Source organism: Acidovorax sp. LjRoot66 (assembly GCF_964253305.1).
Taxonomy (GTDB): domain Bacteria; phylum Pseudomonadota; class Gammaproteobacteria; order Burkholderiales; family Burkholderiaceae_C; genus Acidovorax.
The window spans coordinates 78,145-101,144 of sequence record NZ_CAXUQU020000001.1 but is presented as its reverse complement, the minus strand read 5'-3'; the positions used below and the strand labels follow the sequence as shown (position 1 = coordinate 101,144).

24 protein-coding genes are annotated in these 23,000 nt (G+C 67.2%); 20 read left to right on the top strand and 4 right to left on the bottom strand.

Annotated features, from left to right (window positions below; all coding sequences use genetic code 11):
- Positions 1 to 48 precede the first annotated feature (48 nt).
- Genes secD through ACSQ3Y_RS00520 form a run of 3 tightly spaced genes read left to right on the top strand, consistent with a single transcriptional unit; the run spans position 49 to position 5,309 of the window.
- Positions 49 to 1,935 carry a protein translocase subunit SecD gene (gene secD / locus ACSQ3Y_RS00530; RefSeq protein WP_436176090.1) on the top strand — a complete coding sequence of 629 codons (1,887 nt, stop codon included), beginning with the start codon at positions 49 to 51 and terminating at the stop codon, positions 1,933 to 1,935.
- Between the two features lie 12 nt (positions 1,936 to 1,947).
- Positions 1,948 to 2,904 carry a protein translocase subunit SecF gene (gene secF / locus ACSQ3Y_RS00525; protein ID WP_436176089.1) on the top strand — a complete coding sequence of 319 codons (957 nt, stop codon included), beginning with the start codon at positions 1,948 to 1,950 and terminating at the stop codon, positions 2,902 to 2,904.
- A gap of 17 nt (positions 2,905 to 2,921) precedes the next feature.
- Positions 2,922 to 5,309, top strand: coding sequence for a DUF1631 domain-containing protein (locus ACSQ3Y_RS00520; protein ID WP_057200658.1), 2,388 nt, complete (start codon positions 2,922 to 2,924; stop codon positions 5,307 to 5,309).
- A 27-nt stretch (positions 5,310 to 5,336) separates the two neighbouring features.
- Here the strand turns inward: ACSQ3Y_RS00520 and dprA are convergent, their stop codons facing one another.
- Positions 5,337 to 6,506 carry a DNA-processing protein DprA gene (gene dprA / locus ACSQ3Y_RS00515; RefSeq protein ID WP_436180068.1) on the bottom strand — a complete coding sequence of 390 codons (1,170 nt, stop codon included), beginning with the start codon at positions 6,504 to 6,506 and terminating at the stop codon, positions 5,337 to 5,339.
- A 95-nt stretch (positions 6,507 to 6,601) separates the two neighbouring features.
- Positions 6,602 to 7,828: a LysM peptidoglycan-binding domain-containing protein gene (locus tag ACSQ3Y_RS00510; protein WP_057200659.1), complete on the bottom strand. Its 1,227-nt coding sequence runs from the start codon at positions 7,826 to 7,828 to the stop codon at positions 6,602 to 6,604.
- 200 nt (positions 7,829 to 8,028) lie between these two features.
- Between ACSQ3Y_RS00510 and def the strand changes: the two genes are divergently transcribed.
- The 12 genes from def to ACSQ3Y_RS00450 all read left to right on the top strand — a co-directional run bounded on the left by def (position 8,029) and on the right by ACSQ3Y_RS00450 (position 18,070).
- Complete coding sequence (gene def, locus ACSQ3Y_RS00505; protein ID WP_436176088.1) at positions 8,029 to 8,535, top strand: peptide deformylase; 507 nt, start codon at positions 8,029 to 8,031, stop codon at positions 8,533 to 8,535.
- Positions 8,535 to 9,029 (top strand): hypothetical protein, encoded by a 495-nt coding sequence (locus ACSQ3Y_RS00500; protein WP_436176087.1) that lies wholly within the window; start codon positions 8,535 to 8,537, stop codon positions 9,027 to 9,029. The genes def and ACSQ3Y_RS00500 overlap by 1 nt, the downstream gene beginning before the upstream one ends.
- Positions 9,030 to 9,052: 23 nt before the next feature.
- Positions 9,053 to 10,042 (top strand): methionyl-tRNA formyltransferase, encoded by a 990-nt coding sequence (fmt, locus tag ACSQ3Y_RS00495; RefSeq protein WP_436176086.1) that lies wholly within the window; start codon positions 9,053 to 9,055, stop codon positions 10,040 to 10,042.
- Between the two features lie 65 nt (positions 10,043 to 10,107).
- Complete coding sequence (locus ACSQ3Y_RS00490; RefSeq protein ID WP_436180067.1) at positions 10,108 to 10,872, top strand: AzlC family ABC transporter permease; 765 nt, start codon at positions 10,108 to 10,110, stop codon at positions 10,870 to 10,872.
- Entirely contained in the window at positions 10,869 to 11,204 is a 336-nt protein-coding gene (locus ACSQ3Y_RS00485) for an AzlD domain-containing protein (RefSeq protein WP_057200664.1), read from the top strand. Before ACSQ3Y_RS00490 ends, ACSQ3Y_RS00485 begins: the two co-directional genes overlap by 4 nt.
- An 85-nt stretch (positions 11,205 to 11,289) precedes the next feature.
- Positions 11,290 to 12,486 carry a phosphoglycerate kinase gene (locus ACSQ3Y_RS00480; protein ID WP_436176085.1) on the top strand — a complete coding sequence of 399 codons (1,197 nt, stop codon included), beginning with the start codon at positions 11,290 to 11,292 and terminating at the stop codon, positions 12,484 to 12,486.
- A gap of 137 nt (positions 12,487 to 12,623) precedes the next feature.
- Positions 12,624 to 13,448: an orotidine-5'-phosphate decarboxylase gene (gene pyrF, locus ACSQ3Y_RS00475; protein ID WP_436176084.1), complete on the top strand. Its 825-nt coding sequence runs from the start codon at positions 12,624 to 12,626 to the stop codon at positions 13,446 to 13,448.
- A 45-nt stretch (positions 13,449 to 13,493) separates the two neighbouring features.
- Positions 13,494 to 14,390: a LysR family transcriptional regulator gene (locus tag ACSQ3Y_RS00470; RefSeq protein ID WP_057267109.1), complete on the top strand. Its 897-nt coding sequence runs from the start codon at positions 13,494 to 13,496 to the stop codon at positions 14,388 to 14,390.
- A gap of 76 nt (positions 14,391 to 14,466) precedes the next feature.
- Positions 14,467 to 15,498 (top strand): Bug family tripartite tricarboxylate transporter substrate binding protein, encoded by a 1,032-nt coding sequence (locus ACSQ3Y_RS00465; RefSeq protein WP_369818179.1) that lies wholly within the window; start codon positions 14,467 to 14,469, stop codon positions 15,496 to 15,498.
- A 5-nt stretch (positions 15,499 to 15,503) separates the two neighbouring features.
- Entirely contained in the window at positions 15,504 to 16,505 is a 1,002-nt protein-coding gene (locus ACSQ3Y_RS00460) for a succinylglutamate desuccinylase (RefSeq protein ID WP_436176083.1), read from the top strand.
- 118 nt (positions 16,506 to 16,623) lie between these two features.
- Positions 16,624 to 17,376, top strand: a complete 753-nt coding sequence (locus ACSQ3Y_RS00455; protein WP_436176082.1) for a tyrosine-protein phosphatase — start codon at positions 16,624 to 16,626, stop codon at positions 17,374 to 17,376.
- 118 nt (positions 17,377 to 17,494) lie between these two features.
- Positions 17,495 to 18,070, top strand: coding sequence for a hypothetical protein (locus tag ACSQ3Y_RS00450; protein WP_436176081.1), 576 nt, complete (start codon positions 17,495 to 17,497; stop codon positions 18,068 to 18,070).
- A gap of 18 nt (positions 18,071 to 18,088) precedes the next feature.
- Here the strand turns inward: ACSQ3Y_RS00450 and ACSQ3Y_RS00445 are convergent, their stop codons facing one another.
- Positions 18,089 to 18,604 carry a hypothetical protein gene (locus ACSQ3Y_RS00445; protein WP_436176080.1) on the bottom strand — a complete coding sequence of 172 codons (516 nt, stop codon included), beginning with the start codon at positions 18,602 to 18,604 and terminating at the stop codon, positions 18,089 to 18,091.
- A gap of 129 nt (positions 18,605 to 18,733) precedes the next feature.
- Between ACSQ3Y_RS00445 and ACSQ3Y_RS00440 the strand changes: the two genes are divergently transcribed.
- Together ACSQ3Y_RS00440 and ACSQ3Y_RS00435 are read left to right on the top strand one after the other, a co-directional pair.
- Entirely contained in the window at positions 18,734 to 19,369 is a 636-nt protein-coding gene (locus ACSQ3Y_RS00440) for a class I SAM-dependent methyltransferase (protein WP_057267114.1), read from the top strand.
- A gap of 8 nt (positions 19,370 to 19,377) precedes the next feature.
- Positions 19,378 to 20,136: a tRNA-uridine aminocarboxypropyltransferase gene (locus ACSQ3Y_RS00435; RefSeq protein WP_436176079.1), complete on the top strand. Its 759-nt coding sequence runs from the start codon at positions 19,378 to 19,380 to the stop codon at positions 20,134 to 20,136.
- A 12-nt stretch (positions 20,137 to 20,148) separates the two neighbouring features.
- Here the strand turns inward: ACSQ3Y_RS00435 and ACSQ3Y_RS00430 are convergent, their stop codons facing one another.
- Positions 20,149 to 20,982, bottom strand: coding sequence for a hypothetical protein (locus ACSQ3Y_RS00430; protein ID WP_436176078.1), 834 nt, complete (start codon positions 20,980 to 20,982; stop codon positions 20,149 to 20,151).
- 230 nt (positions 20,983 to 21,212) lie between these two features.
- Here ACSQ3Y_RS00430 and ACSQ3Y_RS00425 point away from each other — a divergent pair, with 230 nt between their 5' ends.
- The 3 genes from ACSQ3Y_RS00425 (at position 21,213) to ACSQ3Y_RS00415 (ending at position 22,995) form a co-directional block, all read left to right on the top strand.
- Positions 21,213 to 22,088 (top strand): PA4780 family RIO1-like protein kinase, encoded by an 876-nt coding sequence (locus ACSQ3Y_RS00425; protein ID WP_436176077.1) that lies wholly within the window; start codon positions 21,213 to 21,215, stop codon positions 22,086 to 22,088.
- Between the two features lie 69 nt (positions 22,089 to 22,157).
- Positions 22,158 to 22,673 (top strand): GNAT family N-acetyltransferase, encoded by a 516-nt coding sequence (locus ACSQ3Y_RS00420; protein WP_436176076.1) that lies wholly within the window; start codon positions 22,158 to 22,160, stop codon positions 22,671 to 22,673.
- Between the two features lie 70 nt (positions 22,674 to 22,743).
- Positions 22,744 to 22,995 (top strand): hypothetical protein, encoded by a 252-nt coding sequence (locus ACSQ3Y_RS00415; RefSeq protein ID WP_436176075.1) that lies wholly within the window; start codon positions 22,744 to 22,746, stop codon positions 22,993 to 22,995.
- Positions 22,996 to 23,000: the final 5 nt, after the last annotated feature.

Sequence of the window (23,000 nt, the reverse complement as noted above, 5' to 3'; positions counted from 1 at the left end):
TGCAAGGGCGGCGCCCCCTGAAGCTTTCCAAGAGGCAAGAGCGCGATCATGAACCGATATCCGGTGTGGAAGTACGCGATCCTGGTGATCGTGCTGCTGGTGGGGACCCTGTACACCCTGCCCAATTTCTTCGGCGAGGCGCCTGCGGTGCAGGTGTCGTCCGCCAAACCCTCTGCCGTGAAGGTGGACTCCGCCGTACTGCAGCGCGTGGAAGAGGCGCTCAAGGCGGCCAATATCACGCCGGTGTCGGTGAGCCTGGAAGGCAATTCCGTGCGGGCGCAGCTCGATTCGGTGGAGACCCAGGGCAAGGCCAAGGACGCCATCCAGAAGGTCCTGGTTCCCAACGAGTCCGACGTCTCCTACGTGGTGGCGCTGAACATGTTCTCGTTGTCCCCCAAGTGGCTGACCTCAATCCATGCCATGCCCATGTACCTGGGCCTGGACCTGCGCGGTGGCGTGCACTTCATGCTCCAGGTGGACATGCAGGCCGCACTGACCAAGAAGGCCGAGTCGTATGCCGGCGACCTGCGCACCCTGCTGCGCGACAAGAGCATCCGCCATGGCGGCATCAGCCGCGATGGCCAGACCGTCGAAGTGCGCCTGCGCGACGAAGCCACGCTCACGGCGGCGCGCAACCTCATCAGCGACCAGTTCCCCGACCTGGTGAGCACCAGCGTGCCGGACGGCAGCGAATTCAAGCTGCGCGCCAGCATCAAGCCCGAGGCCACGCGCCGCGTGCAGGAGCAGGCGCTCAAGCAGAACATGGTCACGCTGCACAACCGGATCAACGAACTGGGCGTGGCCGAACCCGTGATCCAGCAGCAGGGGCTGGACCGCATCGTGGTGCAACTGCCCGGCGTGCAGGACACGGCCAAGGCCAAAGACATTCTGGGCCGCACCGCCACGCTCGAAGTGCGCATGGTCGATGAGGGCACTGAAGCCCGCGCCGCCGAATCGGGCCGCGGCCCGGTGCCGTTCGGCTCCGAGCGTTACCCCGAGCGCAACGGCCAGCCCGTGGTGGTCAAGAAGCAGGTCATCCTGACCGGCGAAAACCTGACCGATGCCCAGCCCGGCTTTGATGGCCAGACCCAGGAGCCCACCGTGAACCTCACGCTGGACGCCAAGGGCTCGCGCATCTTCCGCGACATCACGCGCGAGAACATCGGCAAGCGCATGGCCATCGTGCTCTTCGAAAAGGGCAAGGGCGAAGTGGTCACGGCCCCTGTGATCCGCAGCGAAATCGGTGGTGGCCGGGTGCAGATCTCGGGCCGCATGACCACGGCCGAAGCCAACGACACGGCGCTGCTGCTGCGCGCCGGTTCGCTGGCTGCGCCCATGGAGATCATCGAGGAATACACCATCGGCCCGAGCCTGGGTGCCGACAACATCGAGCGCGGCATCCACAGCGTGGTCTGGGGCCTGGCGGCCATCGCGGCCTTCATGTGCTTCTACTACATGCTGTTCGGCGTATTTTCCAGCATCGCGCTGGGGGTCAACGTGCTGCTGCTGATGGCCGTGCTGTCCATGTTGCAGGCCACGCTCACGCTGCCGGGCATTGCGGCCATGGCGCTCGCCATCGGCGTGGCCATCGACTCCAACGTGCTGATCAACGAACGCATCCGCGAGGAACTGCGCGCGGGCATGTCGCCACAGGCGGCTATCAATACAGGTTACGAGCGCGCCTGGGCGACCATCCTGGACTCCAACGTGACCACACTGATCGCCGGCCTGGCCCTGCTCGCCTTCGGCTCCGGCCCGGTGCGCGGCTTTGCCGTGGTGCACTGCATCGGCATCCTGACCAGCATGTTCTCGGCCGTGTTCTTCTCGCGCGGCCTGGTGAACCTGTGGTACGGACGCCAGAAGAAGCTCAAGAGCGTATCGATCGGCCAGGTCTGGAAGCCGGACGCCGATACCGCTGTGGCCAAAACGAACTAAGGGGCAACGGCCATGGAATTCTTCCGCATAAAAAAAGACATCCCCTTCATGAAGCACGCGTTGATCTTCAACGCGATCTCCTTCATCACCTTTGCGCTGGCCGTGTTCTTCCTGCTCACGCGCGGGCTGCATCTGTCGGTGGAGTTCACGGGCGGCACGGTCATGGAGGTGGCCTACAGCCAGCCGGCCGAGCTGTCCAAGGTGCGCGAGACGGTATCGGCGCTGGGCTACCCGGACGTGCAGGTGCAGACCTTCGGCTCCGCACGGGATGTGATGATCCGCCTGCCCGTGCAAAAGGGCGTGACCTCCGCGCAGCAGAGCGAGGGCGTTCTGAAGGCCCTCAAGGCTGCGGACGCAGAGGTGACGCTGCGCCGTACCGAGTTCGTCGGTCCGCAGGTCGGCGAGGAGCTCGTGCACGGCGGCCTGATGGCGCTCGGGATGGTGGTGGTGGGCATCATGATCTACTTGGCCTTCCGCTTCGAGTGGAAGTTCGGGGTGGCGGCCATCATCGCCAACCTGCACGACGTGGTGATCATCCTCGGGTTCTTCGCGTTCTTTCAGTGGGAGTTCTCGCTGTCGGTGCTGGCCGCCGTGCTGGCCGTGCTGGGGTATTCGGTCAACGAATCGGTCGTGATTTTCGACCGGATCCGCGAGGCCTTCCGCAAATACCGCAAGATGACAACGCACGAGGTGATCGACCACGCCATCACCAGCACCATGAGCCGGACCATCATCACCCACGCCTCCACCGAGGCGATGGTGCTGTCGATGTTCTTCTTCGGTGGCCCGAGCCTTCATTACTTTGCACTCGCGCTGACCATAGGTATCCTGTTCGGAATCTACTCGTCGGTGTTTGTGGCTGCGGCAATCGCCATGTGGCTGGGCGTCAAGCGCGAAGACCTGATCAAGACCACCACCACCAAAAAGGACGGCGATCCCAACGATCCCAACGCCGGGGCCACCGTCTGAACCGCTAATATTGGCGCATGCAAAACTCCCCTGCTCCCTCACCGCAGCGCCGCCTGGCACGCCTGGCACGCCAGCGGTTCGTCGAGGGGATGGGTGCAGGGATGGCGGAGCTGGACAAGACCGTCGCTGATTTCCTGGGCGCCCTGATCGCGCAGACCGGTACCGCGCGCGAGATGCAGTCCCGGCGCGACACCTGGATGCTGTACCAGCAACTGCATGCCAAATGGGTGTCTGCCACCACCCACGCCTGGCAGGAGGCGCTGGCGCCCCATGCCAGCGCGCGGCCTGGCCTGACGGCTTCGGCTGGCAGCAACAACAACCTGTCGTTCGAGCTGCTCAGCGACGACGTGGTGGAAAACAAGATCGTCGCCTCGCGCATGGCGCTGACCGTGGCCGAACAGGCGGGAGCGCAGTTCGATGCGCTGCGCCAGCGCACCCAGTCGCTGGAAGGCCAGGAGATCGACAGCAATGACATTCTTCGCCCCGAAACCATCTGCCTGCTGCTGGTGCAGCAGTGGGTGGATGCGGGGCTGCCGCGCACCGACCTGCTCATCGTGGTCGACCCCCTGCAGCGCGAGCTGGCGAATGTGCTGCAAAAGCAGTACCAGGCCGTGAATGCCTTCTACGTGGAGCAGGGCGTGGCCGTGCCGTCCGACCTGCGCTCGCGTGTCAAGCGCACGGTAGGTGGCGCTACGGGCGCAGGTGGTGGCATGGGCGGCGATTCCGGTGCCGGTGGCCTGGCGTCGCAGGCGCTGGCCCAGTCGCGCGAGGCGATGGCTGCAGGCCGCCAGGCGGCGGCAGGCATGTACCCGCAACAGATGCACCCCCAGCACATGCAGGCGCGCATGCACCAAGGCCAGGGTTACCCCATGCCCCCTGGTGGCATGGGCTTTGCAACCGGCATGACGCCGCTGATCCGGGCGCGCCAGCGGGCGCAGGGCGTCATGGGCCAGCTGCGCCGGTTGCTCACGCAGCCTGCCACGGGCTTCGACATGATCAAGGCGCCGCCGGCTTCGGCCGCCCTGGCGCATGCACTGTCGGCGCAGCGCGTGCAAGCAGACACCTACTACAGCGGCATCGCCACGCTGATGGAGGACTACAGCCCGGCGGCCGTGGTGCAGCTGGCCGGGGCCGTGCGCGAGCGCTCCACCGAGTTCAAGAACAAGGCCTCCACCGCCGGTGAAAAAGCCATCATCGAGGTGGTGGCCCTGATGTTCCAGAGCATCCTGGCCGAAGACCGCATCCCGCCCGCCGTTCGCGTGTGGTTCGCGCGGCTGCAGGTACCGGTGCTGCGCGTGGCGCTGGCCGAGCCCGAGTTCTTCAGCAACCTGGACCATCCCGCGCGCCAGCTGATCGACCGCATGGGCGCCTGCGTGATGGGCTTTGACTCCACCAGCATCAACGGAAGCGCCCTGGAGGCCGAGATCCGTCGGGTGGTGCAGGTGATCGAGCAGTACCCGGAAACCGGCCGCCGCGTGTTCCAGCTGGTCTACGACGAGTTCGAGAAATTCCTCTCCAAGTTCCTTACCGAAAAGCAGGCCACTTCGCGCCTGGTCTCCGTGGCCCAGCAGGTCGAGCAGAAGGAAACCCTGGCCATCCAGTACACCATCGAGCTGCGCACCATGCTCAAGGACATGCCGGTGCGCGACGAGATCCGCGAATTCCTGTTCAAGACCTGGGCCGAGGTGCTGGCCCTGTCGGCCGTGCGCGATGGTGCCCAGCATGCCGACACCATCACCCTGAAGCGCACCGCCGCCGACTTGGTCTGGGCCGCCAGTGCCAAGCCCAACCGCAGCGACCGGGCGCAGGTCATCCAGAACCTGCCCGGCTTGCTGCAGCGCCTGCGCCAGGGCCTGGCGCTGATGGGCATCCACGATGCGCCGCAGGACGCGCTGATCAAGACGCTGACCGACACGCTGGCAGATGCCTTCCTGTCCAAGACCGCGTCGATCCCGCAGGCGCACATCGACGCCATGGCCAAGCGCCTGGCCAATCTCGAGGATTTCATCAACGACGCCACGCTGGGAGACATGCCGCTCAATGCCGACAACATCGAGATGATGCTGGGCATCGATGCCTCGTCCATCCACGTGGTGGCCGACAACGGGGCCCCCGTGGACGAGGGCATGGTCGTATGGGCCCAGGAACTCAAGCCCGGCACCTGGTACACGCTCGACCACAACGGCTCTTCGGCCCAGGTGCAGTACGCCTGGCAGAGCCAGCGCAAGCAACTGCACCTGTTCGCCGCGGTGGATGGCAGCAGCTACCTGATCCAGCTGCGGCGCCTGGCCGCCTACCTGCAGGCAGGCCTGCTCGTGGCACAGGACGAGGAAGGTATCACCACCCGCGCCACGCGCGATGCGCTGGCCAAGCTGGACGCCAACCCGGAACGCCTGCTGGGCTGAACTGTCCAGCCGCTTCGGCGGTTGGGGTCACGCCATGCCCACGCGCTGGAACAAGCCGCCCGGCAGGCGCGCGACGTTGCCCGCCAACTCCAGCTCCAGCAGTTGCACCTGCAGCCCTGCGGCATCCATGCCGGTGCGGGCGAGCAGTGTATCCAAGCCCATAGGGTCATATCCCAGGGCCTGCAGCAAGGGGCTGTCCTGCCGCGAATGCTCGCGGCCAAGGCCTTGCGGGCCAGAGGCGGCGGCCGAGGAGGTGGCCGCAGCAGGCAGGCTCAATTCCTCCAGCACGTCCTGGGCGGACTCCACCAGCTTGGCGCCCTGGCGGATGAGCGCGTGGCATCCCCGGGACTGGGGTGAGTGGATGGAGCCCGGGATGGCGAACACCTCGCGGCCCTGCTCCGCCGCCAGCCGGGCCGTGATCAGCGAGCCCGAGGCGAGGGCTGCCTCGACCACCAGCGTGCCCTGCGAAAGCCCGGAAATGATGCGGTTGCGCTTGGGGAAGTTGGGTGCCAGCGGTGGTGTGCCCAGTGGGTACTCGCTCACCAGCAGTCCCTGCCGGGCGATGCGGTGTGCCAGCGCCCGGTTGGCTGCCGGGTAGACCCGGTCCAGGCCCGTTCCCACCACGGCGATGGTCGCGGGGTGGTCTTCCTCCAGGTCTGCGCTCTCCAGTGCGCCCTCATGGGCGGCAGCGTCCACCCCCAGCGCCAGGCCGGAGACGATGGTGAGGCCGGCACCTTGCAAGGCCCTGGCGAACTGCCGGGCATGTTCCGCGCCCTGGGCCGTCGGATTGCGGCTGCCCACCACGGCCAGGCAAGGGCGTTCGCCCAGCGGCTGCTCGGATGACAGGCGTGCCGCAGGACCCATCAGGTACAGCAGCAACGGGGGATCATCGGTGTTCAGAAGGATGCGGGGATAGCCGACATCACCCAGCGTGAGCAGGGTCCGGGCGGCAGCCCCGGGCTCGGGCGCATCCTGCAGCCATTCCCAGGTGGTTTCCACCAGGTCGGCCAGGGTGGGCGGAATGGCGCGCAAGGCCTTGGCCTGGGCGGGGGTCACGCACTCCAGCAAGGCCGCTTCCGATTGCTCGAAGATGGCCTGCGGCAGACCGAACCGGGCCAGCAGAAGGCGCGCGGCGGCATTGCCTACGCCGCGCGACAGCGTCAACCTGAGCCAGGCCTGCAACTCATCGTGGTCCATGGGCATGGCGTTGCCTGGATGGCTTCAGGGAGAGGGTTGGCGCCATCCTCCCGTGCACCTGGGCGATAGCACCCAGGTGGGGGAGGGATGGCAGTTCACTCCTGCGGGCTGACCAGCCGGTCGCCCACGCGCACGCCGGTGCGGATCTCCAGGATCAGCGCGTACGAGACCCGGTCGAAGGTGCGGAACACCATGGCCAGGCCATTGATCTCGCTGGGCAGCTTGACCATGGGGAGCTTGGGATCGGTCTTGTCCTTGATGGTGTCGCCCTTGGTCATCAGGCGCATCACATGGCCGACTTCCATGCCGTTGCGCGTGCCCAGGTTGATGGCCACCACCTGGTTCTGGCCCGCCGAGCCAGCCGAGGCCCCGGAGGCGGAGCTGCCGTAGATGGACACCACGCGGGCCTCGACACCGTCCTGGGGTGCACGGGGCACATAGCTGATGAATTCGCGTGCGGGCGCGGGCAGCAGCCGGTCACCGGCACGGATTTCTTCCTTGGCGCCCGTCAGGTCCACGGTGGCGGGGACGTAGTCGGTCTGGATGCCGCCCTTGCCGTTGGAGGACTTCTCGAAGCTTTCGCCGCGCACCAGTTCGGCCTTGCCCAGGTACTGGGCTTCATACCCCAGGACCTCGCCGGTCTGGGGGTCCTTGAGGGCGACCGCATCACGGAACACGCGGAACTGGCGCGGCTCGCCCGGCTCCATCGTCAGGGGCGTGGCCGCGTCGCCGCGCACATAGGCGCGGTCGCCGCTGGCCATGAGCACGCGCTCTTCCACGGTGGCAATCACGCGCGGGGCGCGCTGGAGCACGCTGGCGTCCACCACCATCGGCTCCACGAGGAAAGGCTCGATCAGGTGCGGCTTTAGCGTAGGCAATGCCGTGCTGGACAGGCTGTCGCTGCGGGTGCTAGGGGATACGCGCACGGTGTCCGAGGATCCGCTGCCGCCCGGTGCCGTGGTGCGCAGGCGGGCAAAGCCACCGTCCTTGTCCAGGTACAGCGTCTGGCCGGGGAAGATCAGGTGCGGGTTGGGCAGGGCCTGCATGTTCATGCCCCACAGTTCGGGCCAGCGCCAGGCGCTCTTGAGGTACAGGCCGGAAATGCCCCACAGGGTGTCACCGCGCTTGACCACGTACACGTCGGGCGCATTGGGTGCCAGATCGGCCACGGGAATGCCGCGCTGCGACACCTCCTGCGCCTTGGCACGCTGCTGGCCGGAAACGGGGTGATTTTGCGCCTGGACCGGTGCGACGAGCAAAGCGCCTGCGGCCACGGTCAGGGCGCCCAGGGCGGTAAGCCGCGCGCTGGTGAATGCCGTCATGTTGTTCCTTTTCTGATGCATTGTGAAACGCCCCCTCACTGGCGTCCGCGCTGCACAGCACATGCAGGCAGCCGGACAAATACGTTACAAACCATCTGAGATTCTCTGCTCAAGCCCTTGATTCGGCAACGATTATTGAGTTGAGTATCTGCAGCATGGGGTAAAAGTGGCGAAAATAGCGACATCTATTACCCGATTCCATGGCAATTCTCCCCATTCTCTGTTATCCGGACCCCCGGCTTCACAAGGTCGCCCGCCCGATCGAAGCCGTGGATGCGCGCCTGAAGACCCTGGTGACCGACATGCTGGCCACCATGTACGACGCCAATGGCATTGGTTTGGCGGCCACCCAGGTGGACGTGCACGAGCGCCTTGTGGTCATCGACGTCTCCGAAGGGCGCAACGAGCCCCTGGTGCTGATCAACCCCGAAATCGTCTGGGCCAGTGCCGAGAAGCACGTCAATGACGAGGGCTGCCTCTCGGTGCCCGGCATCTACGACGGGGTCGAGCGCCACGATGCCGTGCATGTGAAGGCGCTGGACGCCGAGGGCCAGTCGCGCACCATCGAGGCCGAGGGCCTGCTGGCGGTCTGCATCCAGCACGAGATGGACCACTTGCTGGGCAAGGTCTTCGTCGAATACCTCTCGCCCTTGAAGCGCAACCGCATCAAGACCAAGATGGTCAAGCAGCAGCGGGAGACCCGCTGATGCGTCCACCCCGCCTCCTGCGCGGCGCCGCTGTGCTGGCGCTGGTGGCGGGCCTGGCCGCTTGTGCCGTGCCCTCGCGCGAGCCCCTGGGGAGCCCGCGCGACCAAGTCGTGGCGCACCTGGGGCCGCCCACCGCGGTCCACACCCTGCCGCAGGGCGAGCGCCTGCTGTATTCGCAGTTGCCTGCCGGCACCGAGGTGTACAACCTGGATTTCGACGCTGCTGGCCGCCTGGTGCGCACCGAGCAGGTCCTGACCCAGGCCCGGCTCGAAAGCATCCCGCTGGGCCAATGGACCCGGGCCGACCTGCAGCGCACCTTCGGCCCGCCGCTGCGCGTGGAGCGGGTGGCCCGCTGGGACGGTGATATCTGGACCTACCGCTTCAAGCAGGGGTCCGATCCGCGTTTTGCCCACGTCCACCTGGACCCTGCAGGCACAGTGCGCCGCATCGGCTTCACCGACGACATTCCCAATACCGACAAAGGACGAGACTGATCGTCTGTGTTGCAGAAAGCCCCATGAACGTCATTTTTGCCGGCACGCCCGAGTTCGCCCGCGTGGCCCTCGAGCGCTTGCTGAAGGCCGGCTTCACCGTCCCTCTGGTTCTGACCCAGCCTGACCGCCCCGCCGGCCGGGGCATGAAATTGCAGGCCTCCCCCGTCAAACAGTGCGCCCTGGACCACGGCATCCCCGTGGCGCAGCCCAGGAGCCTGCGGCTGGACGGCAAGTACCCCGAGGATGCCGCCGCCGCGCGCGAGGCCCTGCTGGCCGCCCGGGCCGACACCATGGTGGTGGCCGCCTATGGCCTGATCCTGCCCCAATGGGTGCTGGACCTGCCGCGCCTGGGTTGCCTGAACATCCATGCCAGCCTGCTGCCGCGCTGGCGTGGTGCGGCGCCCATCCACCGCGCCATCGAGGCCGGGGATGCCGAGACCGGCGTCACCATCATGCAGATGGATGCCGGGCTGGACACGGGTGACATGCTGTTGACCGAACGCACGGCCATTTCCGTCACCGACACCACCGCTGCGCTGCATGACCGGCTCGCGGACCTGGGTGGACGGATGATCGTGGAAGCGTTGGAGATGGCCGCCTGCGGTGGCCTTGCCCCTGTGGTGCAGCCTGCCGAGGGGGTGACCTATGCGCACAAGATCGAAAAAGCCGAGAGCAGCGTCGACTGGTCGCTGCCGGCCCAGGCCATAGACCAGCGCATCCGCGCCTTCGATCCCTTCCCCGGTGCCAGCACCCGTCTGGGGGCTGAAACGATCAAGCTGTGGGGTGCATCGCCCGAGTCGATGGATGCACCCGCAGGTGCCGTGCCCGGGCAGGTCCTGGCCGCCGATGCTTCCGGTGTCATTGTGGCCTGCGGCATAGGCTGCCTGCGCCTGACCACCCTGCAGCGCGCAGGCGGCAAGCGCTTGGCGGCCGCCGATTTCCTGCGCGGTTTCGACGAGCTGCAGCCCGGCGCCGTGCTGGGCAGTGCCTCTGACGCCAGCGGCACGCCATGAGCACGCTGGCGCAGAAGGTCTCCCGCACGGTCCGCGATCCCCATTTCCGCCTGGCTGCCGTGGACATGGCGGGCACCTCCCTGGGCATTGCCGCCTGGGGCCTGGTGACCGGCGTGGCCATGGTCAAGAGCGGCATGTCCGTGTCGCTGGCGCTGTTCATGTCGCTGGTGGTCTATGCGGGCAGCGCCCAACTGGCCGTGATCCCGCTGCTTACCGTGGGAGCGCCGCTGTGGGTGATCTGGCTCACGGCCTCGTGCGTGAACCTGCGCTTCGTCATTTTCAGCAGCATGTGGCGCAGCTATTTTGCCCACCGGCCCCTGCGCGAGCGCCTGGCCATCGGCTACTTCAGCGGCGATGTCATCTACGTGGCCTTCATGAAGCGCTTCCCCGAGCCCAGGCCCCAGCCCGAACAGATGCCTTACTTCTGGGGTGCCGCCGCGACCAACTGGGTGGCCTGGCAGGTGCCTTCCATCGCCGGCATCCTGCTGGCCAATGCCGTGCCGCTGTCCTGGGGCCTGGGCTTTGCGGGTGTGCTGGCGCTGCTGGGCGTGCTGCTGTCGCTGCTGTTCGACCGGGCCACCTGGCTGGCCACCGGCGTGGCGGCCACGGCCGCCGTGGCCGCCTTTGCATTGCCGCTCAAGCTCAACATCCTGGTGGCCATTGCGGCTGCCGTGGCGGTGGGGCTGATGATCGAGGCGGTGGACCGGCGCCGCAAGAACCGCCACCCCGAAATGTTGCTGGTGCCCGCCAACAGCGTCATGCCGCCCGAGGAGCGCCAGCACATGAAGGATGGCGACGTGGTGCCCCTGCGCGAGGAGCGCCACCCATGAGCGGCCACTGGATCGAGACCACCATCGCCATCCTTGGCCTGGCCATCATCACCGTGGTGTCGCGCGCCTTCTTCATGATCCCCGAGCGCGAGCTGCCCCTGCCCGACTGGCTCAAGCGCGGCCTCAAGTACGCACCGCTGGCCGCACTCACGGCCGTGATCGCGCCCGAAATCCTCATGACCCAGGGCGAACTGCTCGACACCTTCAAGGACGCGCGCCTGCCGGCCGTGCTGCTGGCGAGCGCCTACTACTTCTGGAAGCGCGGCATCCTGGGCACCATCGTCGTGGGGATGGTGGTGTACCTGCCGCTGCACATCGGCTGGGGCTGGTAGGACAGGGATCCGGCAGGGGCGGACGGGCCGCCCGCCTAAAATGGCGGCCCTGATCTCAGTGCCCCCATCCAGGAATCCTTTTCCCATGAACATCCTCCGCTTTTCCGATCTGTGCGCCCAGGGCAAGGCCCAAGGCCAGCGCGTCTTCATCCGTGCCGACCTGAACGTGCCGCAGGACGACCGTGGCGCCATCACCGAGGACACGCGCATCCGCGCCTCCATCCCCTGCATCCAGATGGCGCTGGACGCCGGCGCCGCCGTCATGGTCACCAGCCACCTGGGCCGCCCCACCGAAGGCGAGTTCAAGCCCGAGGACACCCTGGCCCCTGTGGCCGCGCGCCTGGGCGAACTGCTGGGCCGCGAGGTGCCCCTGGTCTCCAACTGGGTCGACGGCGTCAGCGTGGCCCCCGGCCAGATCGTGCTGCTGGAGAACTGCCGCCTCAACGTGGGCGAGAAGAAGAACAAGGAAGAGCTGGCGCGCAAGATGGCCGCACTGTGCGATATCTTCGTGAACGACGCCTTTGGCACGGCCCACCGTGCCGAGGGCACCACCTACGGCATCGCCCAGTTCGCGCCCATCGCCTGCGCCGGCCCGCTGCTGTCGGCCGAGATCGACGCGCTGACCAAGGCCCTGGCCCAGCCCCAGCGCCCGCTGGTGGCCATCGTGGCGGGCTCCAAGGTGTCGAGCAAGCTCACCATCCTCAAGGCCTTGGCCGACAAGGTGGACCAGCTCATCGTGGGCGGCGGCATCGCCAACACCTTCATGCTGGCCGCGGGCCTGCCCATCGGCAAGAGCCTGGCCGAACCCGACCTGGTGGAAGAAGCCCGCGCTGTCATGGCTGCGATGAAGGCCCGTGGCGCCGACGTGCCGATCCCCACCGACGTGGTCACGGCCACGGCCTTCTCTGCCGACGCTCCCGCCACGGTCAAGGCAGCCGCCGATGTCGGTGCCGACGACCTGATCCTGGACATCGGACCCGAAACGGCCGCCCGCCTGGCCGAAAAACTGAAGTCGGCCGGCACCATCGTCTGGAACGGCCCGGTGGGGGTGTTCGAGTTCGCTGCCTTCGAAAATGGCACGCGCGCGATTGCCGCTGCCATTGCTGAATCGCCCGCATTCAGCATTGCCGGGGGTGGAGATACTCTGGCCGCCATCGCCAAATACGGTATCGAGAAGCAGGTGGGCTATATCTCTACCGGCGGGGGCGCGTTTCTGGAAGTGCTGGAAGGCAAAACGCTGCCGGCTTTCGAGATATTGGAAAAACGCGCAGTTACAAATTAATGAATTTGGTTGCATTTATCGCGCGCTGAAAAAGGCCGTTTCGACGGCCTTTTTTTGCGCCCGTGCGAGGGGTTCGCAGGGATGAAGGCACCACCGCCAGCCCTTTCCCGGGCCGGGCCCGCCTAAAATCGGGCCCCATGACCTTTCTAGACATGCTGCGCGACGCGTCCGCACAGAACAACTCCATGCTGTGCGTGGGCCTGGACCCCGAGCCCACCCGCTTTCCCGCCGCGCTCCAGGGCGATGCGCGCAAGATCTACGATTTCTGCGCTGCCATCGTCGATGCCACGGCGGATCTGGTCTGCGCCTTCAAGCCCCAGATCGCCTACTTTGCCGCCCACGGAGCAGAAGACCAGCTCGAACGCCTGATGCAGCACATGCGCGCCAATGCGCCGCATGTTCCGGTGATCCTGGATGCCAAGCGCGGTGACATCGGCTCGACGGCCGAGCAGTACGCCAAGGAGGCGTTCGAGCGCTACGGTGCCGATGCGGTCACGCTGTCGCCCTTCATGGGCTTCGATTCCATCGAACCCTACCTGGCCTACCACGGCAAGGGTGCCTTCCTGCTGTGCCGCACCTCCAACCCCGGGGGGGACGACCTGCAGATCCAGCGCCTGGCCAGCGTGGAAGGCCAGCCCCTGCTGTACGAGCATGTGGCGCGCCTGGCCCAGGGCCCGTGGAACCGCAACGGCCAGCTCGGCCTGGTGGTGGGCGCCACCTACCCGCAGGAGATCGAGCGCGTGCGCGCCATCGCCCCCACGCTGCCCTTGCTGATCCCGGGCGTCGGTGCCCAGGGTGGCGACGCTGTGGCCACCGTGCGTGCCGGCCTGCGCGAGGGCGGGCCGATCATCGTGAATTCGTCGCGCTCCATCCTCTATGCCTCGGGCGGCGAGGACTTTGCCGCCGCGGCGCGCACCGAAGCCGAACGCACCCGGGCGGTGCTGGAAGCGGCCCGCGGCTGATCGCCCTGCGCGCCCCCGGCGCGCACTGACCGCAAGGATCCCTCGATGCAACTGAAGTGGCTGGAGGATTTCATCGTGCTCGCGCAGGAGCGCAGCTTCACGCGCGCAGCCGAGCTGCGGCATGTCACCCACCCGGCCTTCGGGCGGCGCATCCGGGCGCTGGAGGAATGGGCCGGAACCCCCCTGGTAGAAAAGGGTGGCGGCCCGGTGACACTGACCGCTGCCGGCAAGCGCTTCCTGGAGACGGCGGGTCAGATGGCGCGCAGCCTGGCCCAGTCGCACGAAGAAATGCAGAGCATGGCCGGGCGCACGGCGCGCACCGTGACCATCGTCACGGGCCGCACGCTGGCGCGCACCCTGCTGGCCGACTGGCTGGTGCGGCTGCCGCGCGCACTGCACGCCAGCGAGCTGTGCATCCGCACCGGCTCCCTGGCCGAGACGGTGGCCCAGCTCGAACGCAGCGAGGCCGACTTCTCGCTGGTCTACCACCACACCGCCCTGGCCGTGCGGCTCGATGCCCGGCAGTTCAGCCACGTGACGGTGGCCAGCGACCGGATGGTGCCTGTGTCGCGCGCTACCACCCAGGGCCTACCGCAACACCGTTTTGACCCCGAAGGTCCCGCCACGGCCTACCTGGCCTATGCGCCACAGCTTGCCCTGGGCCGGCTGGTGGAGGACCACCTGGCCAACCACCCCCATGCGCCCCGACTGCAGCGCGTGGTGGAATGCGACTCGCCCGATGCCCTGTACGAATACACCTTGCGTGGGGTCGGTGTGGCCTGGCTGCCGTGGTCCCTGGTGCATGCCGACTGCAAGGCCCAGCGCCTGGCGCTGGCAGGCGATGCGCGCATGGAGGTGCGCTTCGATGTGCGCCTGTACCGCCCCAAGCGCCGATTGATGCCGCTGGCCGAGGCGTTCTGGCAGGCGTTCGCGCAACGCTGAGCGCAACTGCAGTCGAGCCAAGACGGCACGGATCGGTGCCATTTCGGCACCATGATGGCATGGCTACTTTCTCACAATGGCTTACATACCAAGCCCCAAACCCCACCCGATCAGGAGTCCCATTGTGAAAAACCCGACCCATTTCGCTCGCCGCACCGCACTGTTGTGTGCCCTGGCCTCCTGCTTCGCCGTGGCCCCGGCTCTGGCGCAGGACGCTTTCCCCTCCAAGCCGATCACCATCGTCGTGGGCTATCCGCCGGGCGGCAGTACCGACCTCACAGGGCGTGCGGTGGCGCAGGAACTGGGCGCCAAGCTGGGCGTGCCGGTGGTGATCGAGAACATCGGCGGAGCCGGCGGCTCCATTGGTGCCCAGAAGGTGGCCAGCGCCGCGCCCGACGGCTACACGCTGCTGGTCGGTGCCAGCAACGAGATTGCCATCAACAAGCTGGTGACCAAGAAGGTCAAGTACGACGTCAAGGATTTCACGGCCATCGGTCTCGTGGCCTCCCAGCCGTTGGTGCTGGTGGCATCCACCGGTGCGGGCGTGAAAAACGTCGCCGAATTCACGCAGAAGGTGGCCAAGAGCCCTGGCAAGTACAGCTACGGCAGCTCGGGCGTGGGCACCTCGCTGCACCTGGCCGGTGAAATGGTCAAGGAGCAGGGCAAGCTTTTCATGGCCCACATCCCCTACCGGGGCGTAGCGCCGCTGACCAACGACCTGCTGGGCAACAACCTCGAGTACGGCGTGTTCGTGCTCTCCAGCGGCCTGCCCCACATCAAGAGTGGCAAGGTGATCGCGCTTGGCACCACCGAGGCCAAGCGGTCCGCTGCGACCCCGGATATCCCTGCCCTGGCCGAATCGCCCCAGTTCAAGAGTGTGGACATCGGCGTGTGGTTCGCCCTGCTCGGCCCGGCCAACCTGCCCAAGCCGGTGTTCGACAAGATCAAGAAGGCGCTCAACGAGACGCTGCAATCGCCCGACTTCCGTAAGAAGATGGAGGCCAGCGGCTCCACCGTGGCGGCCACGAATGTGAACCTGGACCAGTACTTGGCGGCCGAGGTGGCCAAGTACAAGAAAATCGTCGAGTTCGCCAAGATCGAGGAATGATGGGCATGACTGCAGTGACGACATCCCCGCAGCCCCTGGTCTTCGAACTGCCCGCGCCCGACATCAGCGCCTGGCGCGCGGGCAATACCGGCACCGAAGGCGTCTGGCACTTCGATTCGGGCCTGGGCGGCCGCCACGTGATGATCAGCGCCCTGGTGCATGGCAACGAGCTGTGCGGTGCCTGGGCCCTCAAGGGCCTGCTGGAAGCCGGGCTGCGCCCCGCACGCGGAAAGCTCACGCTGGCGTTCTGCAACATCGAAGCCTTCGACCGGTTCGACCCGCTGAGCCACGATGCTTCGCGCTTCACCGACGAAGACCTCAACCGCCAATGGCTCGACGAGCGCATTGACGCTGGCGACACCATCGAGCGCCGCCGTGCCGCAGCCCTGCGCCCCTTCGTGGCCCAGGCCGACTGGCTGCTGGACATCCACTCCATGCACGAGCCCTCGGCGCCGCTCCTGCTCACCGGCATACAGCCGCGCAACCTGCAACTGGCGCGTGCCATGCGCTCGCCCGAGCACATCGTGGTCGATGCCGGTCACAAGGACGGCGTGCGCATGCGCGACTACGGGCGCTTCGGTCTGGGTGACGGGGATGGCGTGGGCCAGGGTGGGGACACCCGCTCCCTGCTCATCGAATGCGGCTTCCATGGAGACCCGGCGAGCCGCGCCGTGGCGCAGGACCAGTGCGTGCGTTTCATCGAACAGTCGGGTGTGCTCGATGCCGATGCGCTGGCCCGGCAGTTTCCCGGCTGGCGCCTGCCCGATGCGCCGCGCCAGTGGGCGCTCGAAGTCACCGGGCCGGTGGTGGCCACCAGCAGCGCCTTCCGCTTCGTGGAGCCCTACACGGGCCTGGAAGTGATCGCCAAGGCCGGTACCGTGATTGGCGACAACGACGGTGTGCCCGTCACCACGCCCTACGACGACTGCGTGCTGGTGATGCCCTCGGTGCGACAGGCGCGTGCGGGCGTGACGGTGGTGCGCTACGCGAGCCGCCGCGCGCTTTAAAGGCCGCCCTCTCAGGCCGTGGTCCTGAGCCGCAGGGCTACTGCCTGCGCGACAGGCAGGGGGCCTGGGTGTCGTATAAGCTCAGGCACCCTCCCCAGCCCTTCCTGTCCGAACTGCCATGCAACAAGACCCCGCCCGTTCTCTTCCCATGGCCGGCGCCACCAACTTCCGCGATCTGGGCGGCTACGCCGGGCAGGATGGCCGGACCGTGAAATGGCGCCGCATCTTCCGCTCCGACCACCTGGCCGGGCTGACCCCGGCCGACCAGGCCCTGCTGGCCGAACTGGGCGTGACCCGCGCCATAGACTTTCGCGGCAAGGCCGAGGGCGCGGCCTATGCCTATGCGATCCCCGGCGTGGCCTACCACCCGCTGGTCATCGAGCCCACCGTGGTGCAGCGCGCGCTGGAGCTGCAGGCCACCGGCCGTGCGCTCACCGCGCAGGACGCCGTGGTTCTCATGCAGGACACCTACCGCGGCTTCGTGCACGAGAACGCACCGCGCTTTGCCGAGCTGTTCCGCCTGCTGCTGGCCAGCGACGCACCCACGGTGTTCCACTGCACCGCCGGCAAGGACCGCACCGGCTTTGCAGCCGCCCTCATCCTGATGGCCCTGGGCGTGCCGCGCGAAACCGTGATGCAGGATTACCTGCTCACCAACAACCTCTACCGCCGCCCCGCCGGCATGGGCAGCCACGCGCCCGAGGAGGTGCTGGCCGTGCTGTGGCGCGTGCAGGAGGAATTTCTCGACGCTGCGCTGCACATGGTGGACCAGGACTATGGCGGCGTGCAGACCTACCTGGTGGACGTGCTCGGGGTGGATGCTGCGGCGCAGCGGCAACTGGTGGAGCAGTACCTGCAGCCTGCTGCGTGAGGGCCATCGGCTGCGGGGGAGTTCGTTACACGCGGATACTTGAGTCGCTCTCGCAGCCACTGCAGCGGTGGCATAGTGCACGACTTTCTCGCTGACCGACTCTCGAAAGAATCTCCGAATGAATTTCCGCAAGCAATGCCTGCGTGCCGGCCTGGTCCTTGCCCTGTCGTTTGCCGCCCTGTCCCCGGTGGCCATGGCGGCGCAGACCGACGCCGAGCGCCAGACCGTGATCATGTCCATGTTCAAGGAAGGTGCCGTGCTGACCGAAGAGGTGCACCGTGAATTCTGGTCCGGCCTTCAGGACCCCGAGGCCGCAGTGAGCCGCAGCGCCATGGAGCGCGTGGCCTTTGCGCTCAAGAACAACATCGAGCTCGAGCGCGCCACCGTGGTGAGCTACAAGGCCAGCATCAAGCAGCGCAAGCCGGTGGTGGACAAGAGCTACGAGTCGGCCCTCAAGACGCGCCTGGAGATGATGCGCATGCGCAACCTGGCCACCGACTCCGTGCTGGCCCGGGACAAGGAGTTCCGCGATTCGCTGGTGGCCGTTTCCAAGGGCAAGCCCGTGGAGGCCAACGGCACCAGGATCACCATGACCAACGAGCTTATCGACCAGGCGCTGGTGCGGCTCGAAGCCTCCTACGCACGGCTGGAACGTCTGCTCAATCCCGTCTGGACGGCCTCCCCGGGAAAATAGCCTGCAACAGGCCCCGGGTCAGCGCGGCATGGACGCCGCTCTCTGGGCCTCTTGGGCCTCTCGGGCCCATTGCGGCTTCGCCGCCCTCACCGCTTCGGTGAAGCGATCCACCGTGGTGCCCACGTTGCGCATCGAGGCCAGCAGGTCCTTGTCTTGCTCGCCACTGCGCGCCAGGGGCTCCAGTCCGTCCACGTAGATGCGCACGGCGTGCTGCATGCAGTCGGGCATGGGTTCGGTCAGGAAATACTGGCGCAATTGCAGATGCAGGTCGCGCATCCGGCGCATGGTGGCAAGAGGGTCCGCCGCCTCGGTATCGTGTGTGCTGGTCAGGTGTTCCACGGCCGCGAAATTGTCTCCGATGCGGGCGCGCCAGACCCGCAGCTGGCGAGTGTCCTCGCACGAGAAGGCCTGGGCCGCGTTCGCAGGCGGTGGCCTGGAGCAGGCGGCCAGCAGCATCAGCGACCACACCAGCAACAAGAGCGTGCAGTGCCTCGCAATGGACAGGTGCGGGGAGCGGCAATTGATCAGGTGCATCGGCGGTCAGGCGTGATCCATGAAGGGCTGTGTCCCATTGTGCCGTGGCGCAGGGAGTGCGAACCACGGCGGGTGGCCACCCTCGGCGATACTCCAGCGCAAGGCGGTCCCTCCGCCAAGGAACAAGGAATGGCAGTGACATCTGCAAGCAGTGCAGGCCAGAGCGCCGACGCCGATGGTTTCGATGCGGCGTACTACGAGCGCTTTTACTTCAACAAGAAGACCAGCGTGGTGGACCCCGCACACACCGAGCGGCTTGGTGCCTTCGTCTGCAGCTACCTGCAGTACCTGCGCGTGCCGGTGAAACGCGTGCTGGATGTGGGCTGCGGCATCGGCCTGTGGCGCGACCTGGTCGCGCGCCACTTTCCGCAAGCGACTTTTCACGGCGTGGAATTCAGCGAGTATCTGTGCGGCCGCTTTGGCTGGGAGCAGGGCTCGGTGGTCGACTACAAGGCGCGCACGCCCTACGACCTGGTGATCTGCCAGGGCGTGCTGCCCTACCTGAACGAGACCGACGTGCAGACGGCCCTGCGCAACCTGGCCCGGCTCAGCCGCGGTGCCCTGTACGTGGAGGCGGTCACGCGCGAAGACTGGGAGCAGGACATCGTGGACGAGACGCTGACCGACCCGCGCATGTTCCGCCACCCTGCGCAGCTGTACCGCCGCACGCTGGCCGAGGGCTTCACCGAGCTGGGTGGCGGTGTGTGGCTGAGCCCCAAGACCGAGTTGCCGCTGTTTGCGCTTGAGCACGCGGGCGGCCAGTGACGGCTGCCATGCCCGTGCCGGCGATGCCCCACGCCGTGTCGCGCCTGCGTGCGGCGCGCCTGGCGCGTGCGGCCAAGCCTTTTCTCGCCCGGGGCGGACCGCGCGGCGAGCGCTGCCCGGGCTGCCGCCTGGTGCCCAGCCACTGCCTGTGTGCCCTGCGTCCGTTGCTCACTCCGCAGGCAGGCGTGTGCCTGCTGATGGCCGACATCGAGCCGCTCAAGCCCAGCAACACCGGCTGGCTGATCGCCGACGTGGTGGCCGACACCTGGGCCTTCGGCTGGGCGCGCACCGAAGTCGACCCGGGGTTGCTCACCCTGCTGGCCGATCCGCAGTGGCAACCCTGTGTGGTGTTCCCCGGTGAGTTCGTGGCGCCCGAGCGCGTGGTGATGGCCGTGGACAGTGCCCAGGGCGGCAAGCGCCCGCTGTTCATCCTGCTCGATGCCACCTGGCCCGAGGCGCGCAAGATGTTCCGCAAGAGCCCTTACCTGGACCGCTTCCCCGTGCTCAGCCTGGCGCCCGAACAGCTCTCGCGCTACCGGCTGCGCCGCTCCACGCGCGAAGACCATTTCTGCACGTCCGAGGTCGGTGCCCTGTGCCTGGAGCTCGCGGGTGAGGCCCACGCCGCGCAGACGCTAGAGGCCTACCTCGACGTGTTCACCAACCACTACCTGCAGTCCAAGCACCAGTTGCCCGTGGACCCGAGCGACGAGGTGCACCAGCGACTGAGCGCGCTGCGCCAGCCCGGCGGTGCAGCTGCGCCGGCCTGAAGCTGTCGTGTTTTACTTCGTGGTGCCTGCAGCGGCGCTGCGCTCCTTGACCGACTGGGCAATGCCGTCGGGCTGCAGGTAGGCGCTGCACGACTCGTACAGCGCAAACTTCTTTTCTGCCGAGGACCCGACGAGCTCGGCCGAGACGAGCGGTGCCGACTTCTTGAGCTCGTCCATGTGGAAGCTGCCTTCTGCGGGGTACAACTCCACGGCGGCTTCGAGCATGGCAGCGGCGGCAGTGCGCATGCCGGCCTGCTTGCCTTTGGCCACCGTGAGCGAAAGCCCGTTGAACACATGGCCGCAGCGGATCAGCTCGATGGCCACCGCCTTGCGCGCTCCATCGGCCTGTGCAGGAGCACCCATGCCATGGGTGCCATCAAGGTACGCCCATTCGTCCAGCGGCGGGGTGCTGGCCGTGCAGGCGCCCTGGTAGGTGCCCAGAAAGGCGTTCTTCATTTTCAGGTCACCAGCAGCGTCTGCCATCCGGCTGTCGATGACGATCTGCTCGCTGTTGGCATGCACGGTGAACTGGTACAGGTGCCGGGCGTCCTTGCTGCGCGGGTCCGTGCACGCGGCTTTCCAGGTCTCGTGGCCCGCCATCGGTTTCGCCGATTCGGTGATGGTGCAGTCCATGCCGCGCTGCTTCATCGCGGGCTTCCAGGCCTGGGCCGTGAAGTTGTCCATCTGCTTGCGGCCGACGCAGACCGCCGCAGTGCCGGGTGCCTGTGCATAGGCGCCCTCCCGGAACCCCGGGGCCGCATGCGACGCCAAGGCCCATGCCGACAGGCCCGCGAGCAAGGCGCCGTGCCATGCCGGGGTGGAAAAGGGGATCGAAGCATGGTGCACGGTGTGGTGTCCTGGGGATGTTGCCAGCGCCAAATGACGGTGGCTGGCGGTGGCGGTCTCGTGCGCTGGTGCCGCCAAAGCGGCGCGGCAGGGATGCGGGCGGCGCGGGCTGCCCTGCGGCGATTGTCGCCCACGACCGGCGGGTCCGTGGGTCCATTGGGACCTTGGGTTCGAGGAATGCTGCCCGCCCGGCGACAATGGAGCGGTATTCCTTCTTCACCACAGGCCAGATGAAAGCACCCCCCCGACTCCAGTCCCTCATTGAGGAAGGCCTGATCGACACCGTGGTCCGGCAGCTCATGAGCGGCAAGGAGGCCATGGTCTTCGTGGTGCGAAGCGGCGACGACACGCGCTGCGCCAAGATCTACAAGGAGGCCAACAACCGCAGCTTCCGCCAGGCGGTGGACTACACCGAGAACCGCAAGGTCAAGAACTCGCGCTCGGCCCGCGCCATGGCCAAGGGCAGCAAGTTCGGCCGCCAGGAGCAGGAGGCCGCCTGGCAAAGCGCCGAGGTGGATGCGCTGTACCGCCTGGCTGCGGCCGGGGTGCGCGTGCCCCAGCCCTACAACTTCCATGAAGGCGTGCTGCTGATGGAGCTGGTGACCGACGCGCACGGCGATGCGGCGCCGCGCCTGAACGACGTGGCCTTCACGCCCGAACAGGCCCGCGCCCACCACGCCACGCTGATCGCCGAGGTCGTGCGCATGCTCTGTGCGGGCGTGGTGCACGGAGATCTGTCGGAGTTCAACATCCTGCTGGCGCACCTGCCCGGGGTTGGCGGCGAAGAGGGCGAGGACGGGCCGGTCATCATCGACCTGCCGCAGGCCGTGGACGCCGCGGGCAACAACCATGCGCCGCGCATGCTGATGCGCGACGTGGCCAACCTGCGCGACTTCTTCGGCCAGTTCGCTCCCGAGCTGCTCACCACCCAGTACGGCCCCGAGATCTGGAGCCTGTACCAGGGCGGGCTGCTGACCAACGATACGCCGCTCACCGGCATCTACGCGCCCGAGCATGCCGACGTCGACATGCAGGGCGTGCTGCGCGAGATCGACGATGCCCGCGCCGAAGAGGCGGCACGCCGCCTGCGCATGGCAGCCGGCTGACCCCGGGGGCGCGGCAGGGCACAATCGGCGCCCCCTGCCTTTTGCCTGCCATTCGCCAGCCCTGCCGCCATGCCTGTCCTCATCCGCGACTTCCGCCCGGGCGACGCGCCTGCATTGCGAGCCCTGTTCCATGCTTCCGTGCAGGGCCTGACCGGTGCCCAGTATTCTCCGGAGCAGCGCAATGCCTGGGCGCCGCTCGCGTACGACGTGGCTCAGTGGGACGCGCGGCTGCAGGCCAATCAGCCCTTCGTTGCTGAAATGGCATCGAGCACCTGCACGCACATCGGCACGGAAATCGCCGGCTTCTCTGACCTGCAGGCCAGTGGCTACATCGACCATTTCTTCGTCGCGCCCGCCCATGCGGGGCAGGGCGTGGCGCACGCGCTGATGGCACATATCCATGCCCAGGCAGCACTGCGCGGCATCGCCCGCCTGTGGGCCGACGTGAGCCTCACGGCCGAACCGTTCTTCGCAAAAAGCGGCTTTGCCGTGGAGCTGCGCCAGCAGGTGGAACGCCACGGCGTGGTGCTGGCCAACGCGCGCATGGCCAAAACGTGGCGGGGCGCCAGCGCGGTGGGACAATAGCGGGGTCGGCCCTGCCAGGCGCCCCACTTTCCCACCACTTCCCCCATTCCAAGAACGGCAAGGCTTTCCCATGACCAAACAACACGAACGGCAGACCGAGCTCAAGCCCATGGAGCTGTGCGACTCCTGCAAGGGCATCCAGCGCAACTGGCGTCGCGCCCCCGGCCACGCCGAGCTGGTGCAGCGCAGCAACCGCAAGGAAGACCGCGAGCACGGCCAGGTCACCTTCACCCGCTACCAGTGCGATCGCTGCGGCACCGCCTGGGAGTACGAGAACGACAAGACCAACCTGCATGCAGGCTGGTCGGTGGTGGGCCGCTGACCACT

What these genes read in the sequence shown, in the direction of transcription:
- secF (WP_436176089.1), top strand. Translation starts at nt 1,948, where the DNA reads ATGGAATTCTTCCGCATAAAAAAAGACATCCCCTTCATGAAGCACGCG.
- ACSQ3Y_RS00480 (WP_436176085.1), top strand. Translation starts at nt 11,290, where the DNA reads ATGAACATCCTCCGCTTTTCCGATCTGTGCGCCCAGGGCAAGGCCCAA.
- pyrF (WP_436176084.1), top strand. Translation starts at nt 12,624, where the DNA reads ATGACCTTTCTAGACATGCTGCGCGACGCGTCCGCACAGAACAACTCC.
- def (WP_436176088.1), top strand. Translation starts at nt 8,029, where the DNA reads ATGGCAATTCTCCCCATTCTCTGTTATCCGGACCCCCGGCTTCACAAG.
- dprA (WP_436180068.1), bottom strand. Translation starts at nt 6,506, where the DNA reads ATGGACCACGATGAGTTGCAGGCCTGGCTCAGGTTGACGCTGTCGCGC.
- ACSQ3Y_RS00500 (WP_436176087.1), top strand. Translation starts at nt 8,535, where the DNA reads ATGCGTCCACCCCGCCTCCTGCGCGGCGCCGCTGTGCTGGCGCTGGTG.
- ACSQ3Y_RS00425 (WP_436176077.1), top strand. Translation starts at nt 21,213, where the DNA reads ATGAAAGCACCCCCCCGACTCCAGTCCCTCATTGAGGAAGGCCTGATC.
- ACSQ3Y_RS00455 (WP_436176082.1), top strand. Translation starts at nt 16,624, where the DNA reads ATGCAACAAGACCCCGCCCGTTCTCTTCCCATGGCCGGCGCCACCAAC.
- ACSQ3Y_RS00440 (WP_057267114.1), top strand. Translation starts at nt 18,734, where the DNA reads ATGGCAGTGACATCTGCAAGCAGTGCAGGCCAGAGCGCCGACGCCGAT.
- secD (WP_436176090.1), top strand. Translation starts at nt 49, where the DNA reads ATGAACCGATATCCGGTGTGGAAGTACGCGATCCTGGTGATCGTGCTG.
- ACSQ3Y_RS00510 (WP_057200659.1), bottom strand. Translation starts at nt 7,828, where the DNA reads ATGACGGCATTCACCAGCGCGCGGCTTACCGCCCTGGGCGCCCTGACC.
- ACSQ3Y_RS00485 (WP_057200664.1), top strand. Translation starts at nt 10,869, where the DNA reads ATGAGCGGCCACTGGATCGAGACCACCATCGCCATCCTTGGCCTGGCC.
- fmt (WP_436176086.1), top strand. Translation starts at nt 9,053, where the DNA reads ATGAACGTCATTTTTGCCGGCACGCCCGAGTTCGCCCGCGTGGCCCTC.
- ACSQ3Y_RS00470 (WP_057267109.1), top strand. Translation starts at nt 13,494, where the DNA reads ATGCAACTGAAGTGGCTGGAGGATTTCATCGTGCTCGCGCAGGAGCGC.
- ACSQ3Y_RS00415 (WP_436176075.1), top strand. Translation starts at nt 22,744, where the DNA reads ATGACCAAACAACACGAACGGCAGACCGAGCTCAAGCCCATGGAGCTG.
- ACSQ3Y_RS00465 (WP_369818179.1), top strand. Translation starts at nt 14,467, where the DNA reads ATGGCTTACATACCAAGCCCCAAACCCCACCCGATCAGGAGTCCCATT.
- ACSQ3Y_RS00420 (WP_436176076.1), top strand. Translation starts at nt 22,158, where the DNA reads ATGCCTGTCCTCATCCGCGACTTCCGCCCGGGCGACGCGCCTGCATTG.
- ACSQ3Y_RS00450 (WP_436176081.1), top strand. Translation starts at nt 17,495, where the DNA reads ATGAATTTCCGCAAGCAATGCCTGCGTGCCGGCCTGGTCCTTGCCCTG.
- ACSQ3Y_RS00520 (WP_057200658.1), top strand. Translation starts at nt 2,922, where the DNA reads ATGCAAAACTCCCCTGCTCCCTCACCGCAGCGCCGCCTGGCACGCCTG.
- ACSQ3Y_RS00460 (WP_436176083.1), top strand. Translation starts at nt 15,504, where the DNA reads ATGACTGCAGTGACGACATCCCCGCAGCCCCTGGTCTTCGAACTGCCC.
- ACSQ3Y_RS00445 (WP_436176080.1), bottom strand. Translation starts at nt 18,604, where the DNA reads ATGCACCTGATCAATTGCCGCTCCCCGCACCTGTCCATTGCGAGGCAC.
- ACSQ3Y_RS00435 (WP_436176079.1), top strand. Translation starts at nt 19,378, where the DNA reads ATGCCCGTGCCGGCGATGCCCCACGCCGTGTCGCGCCTGCGTGCGGCG.
- ACSQ3Y_RS00490 (WP_436180067.1), top strand. Translation starts at nt 10,108, where the DNA reads ATGGCGGGCACCTCCCTGGGCATTGCCGCCTGGGGCCTGGTGACCGGC.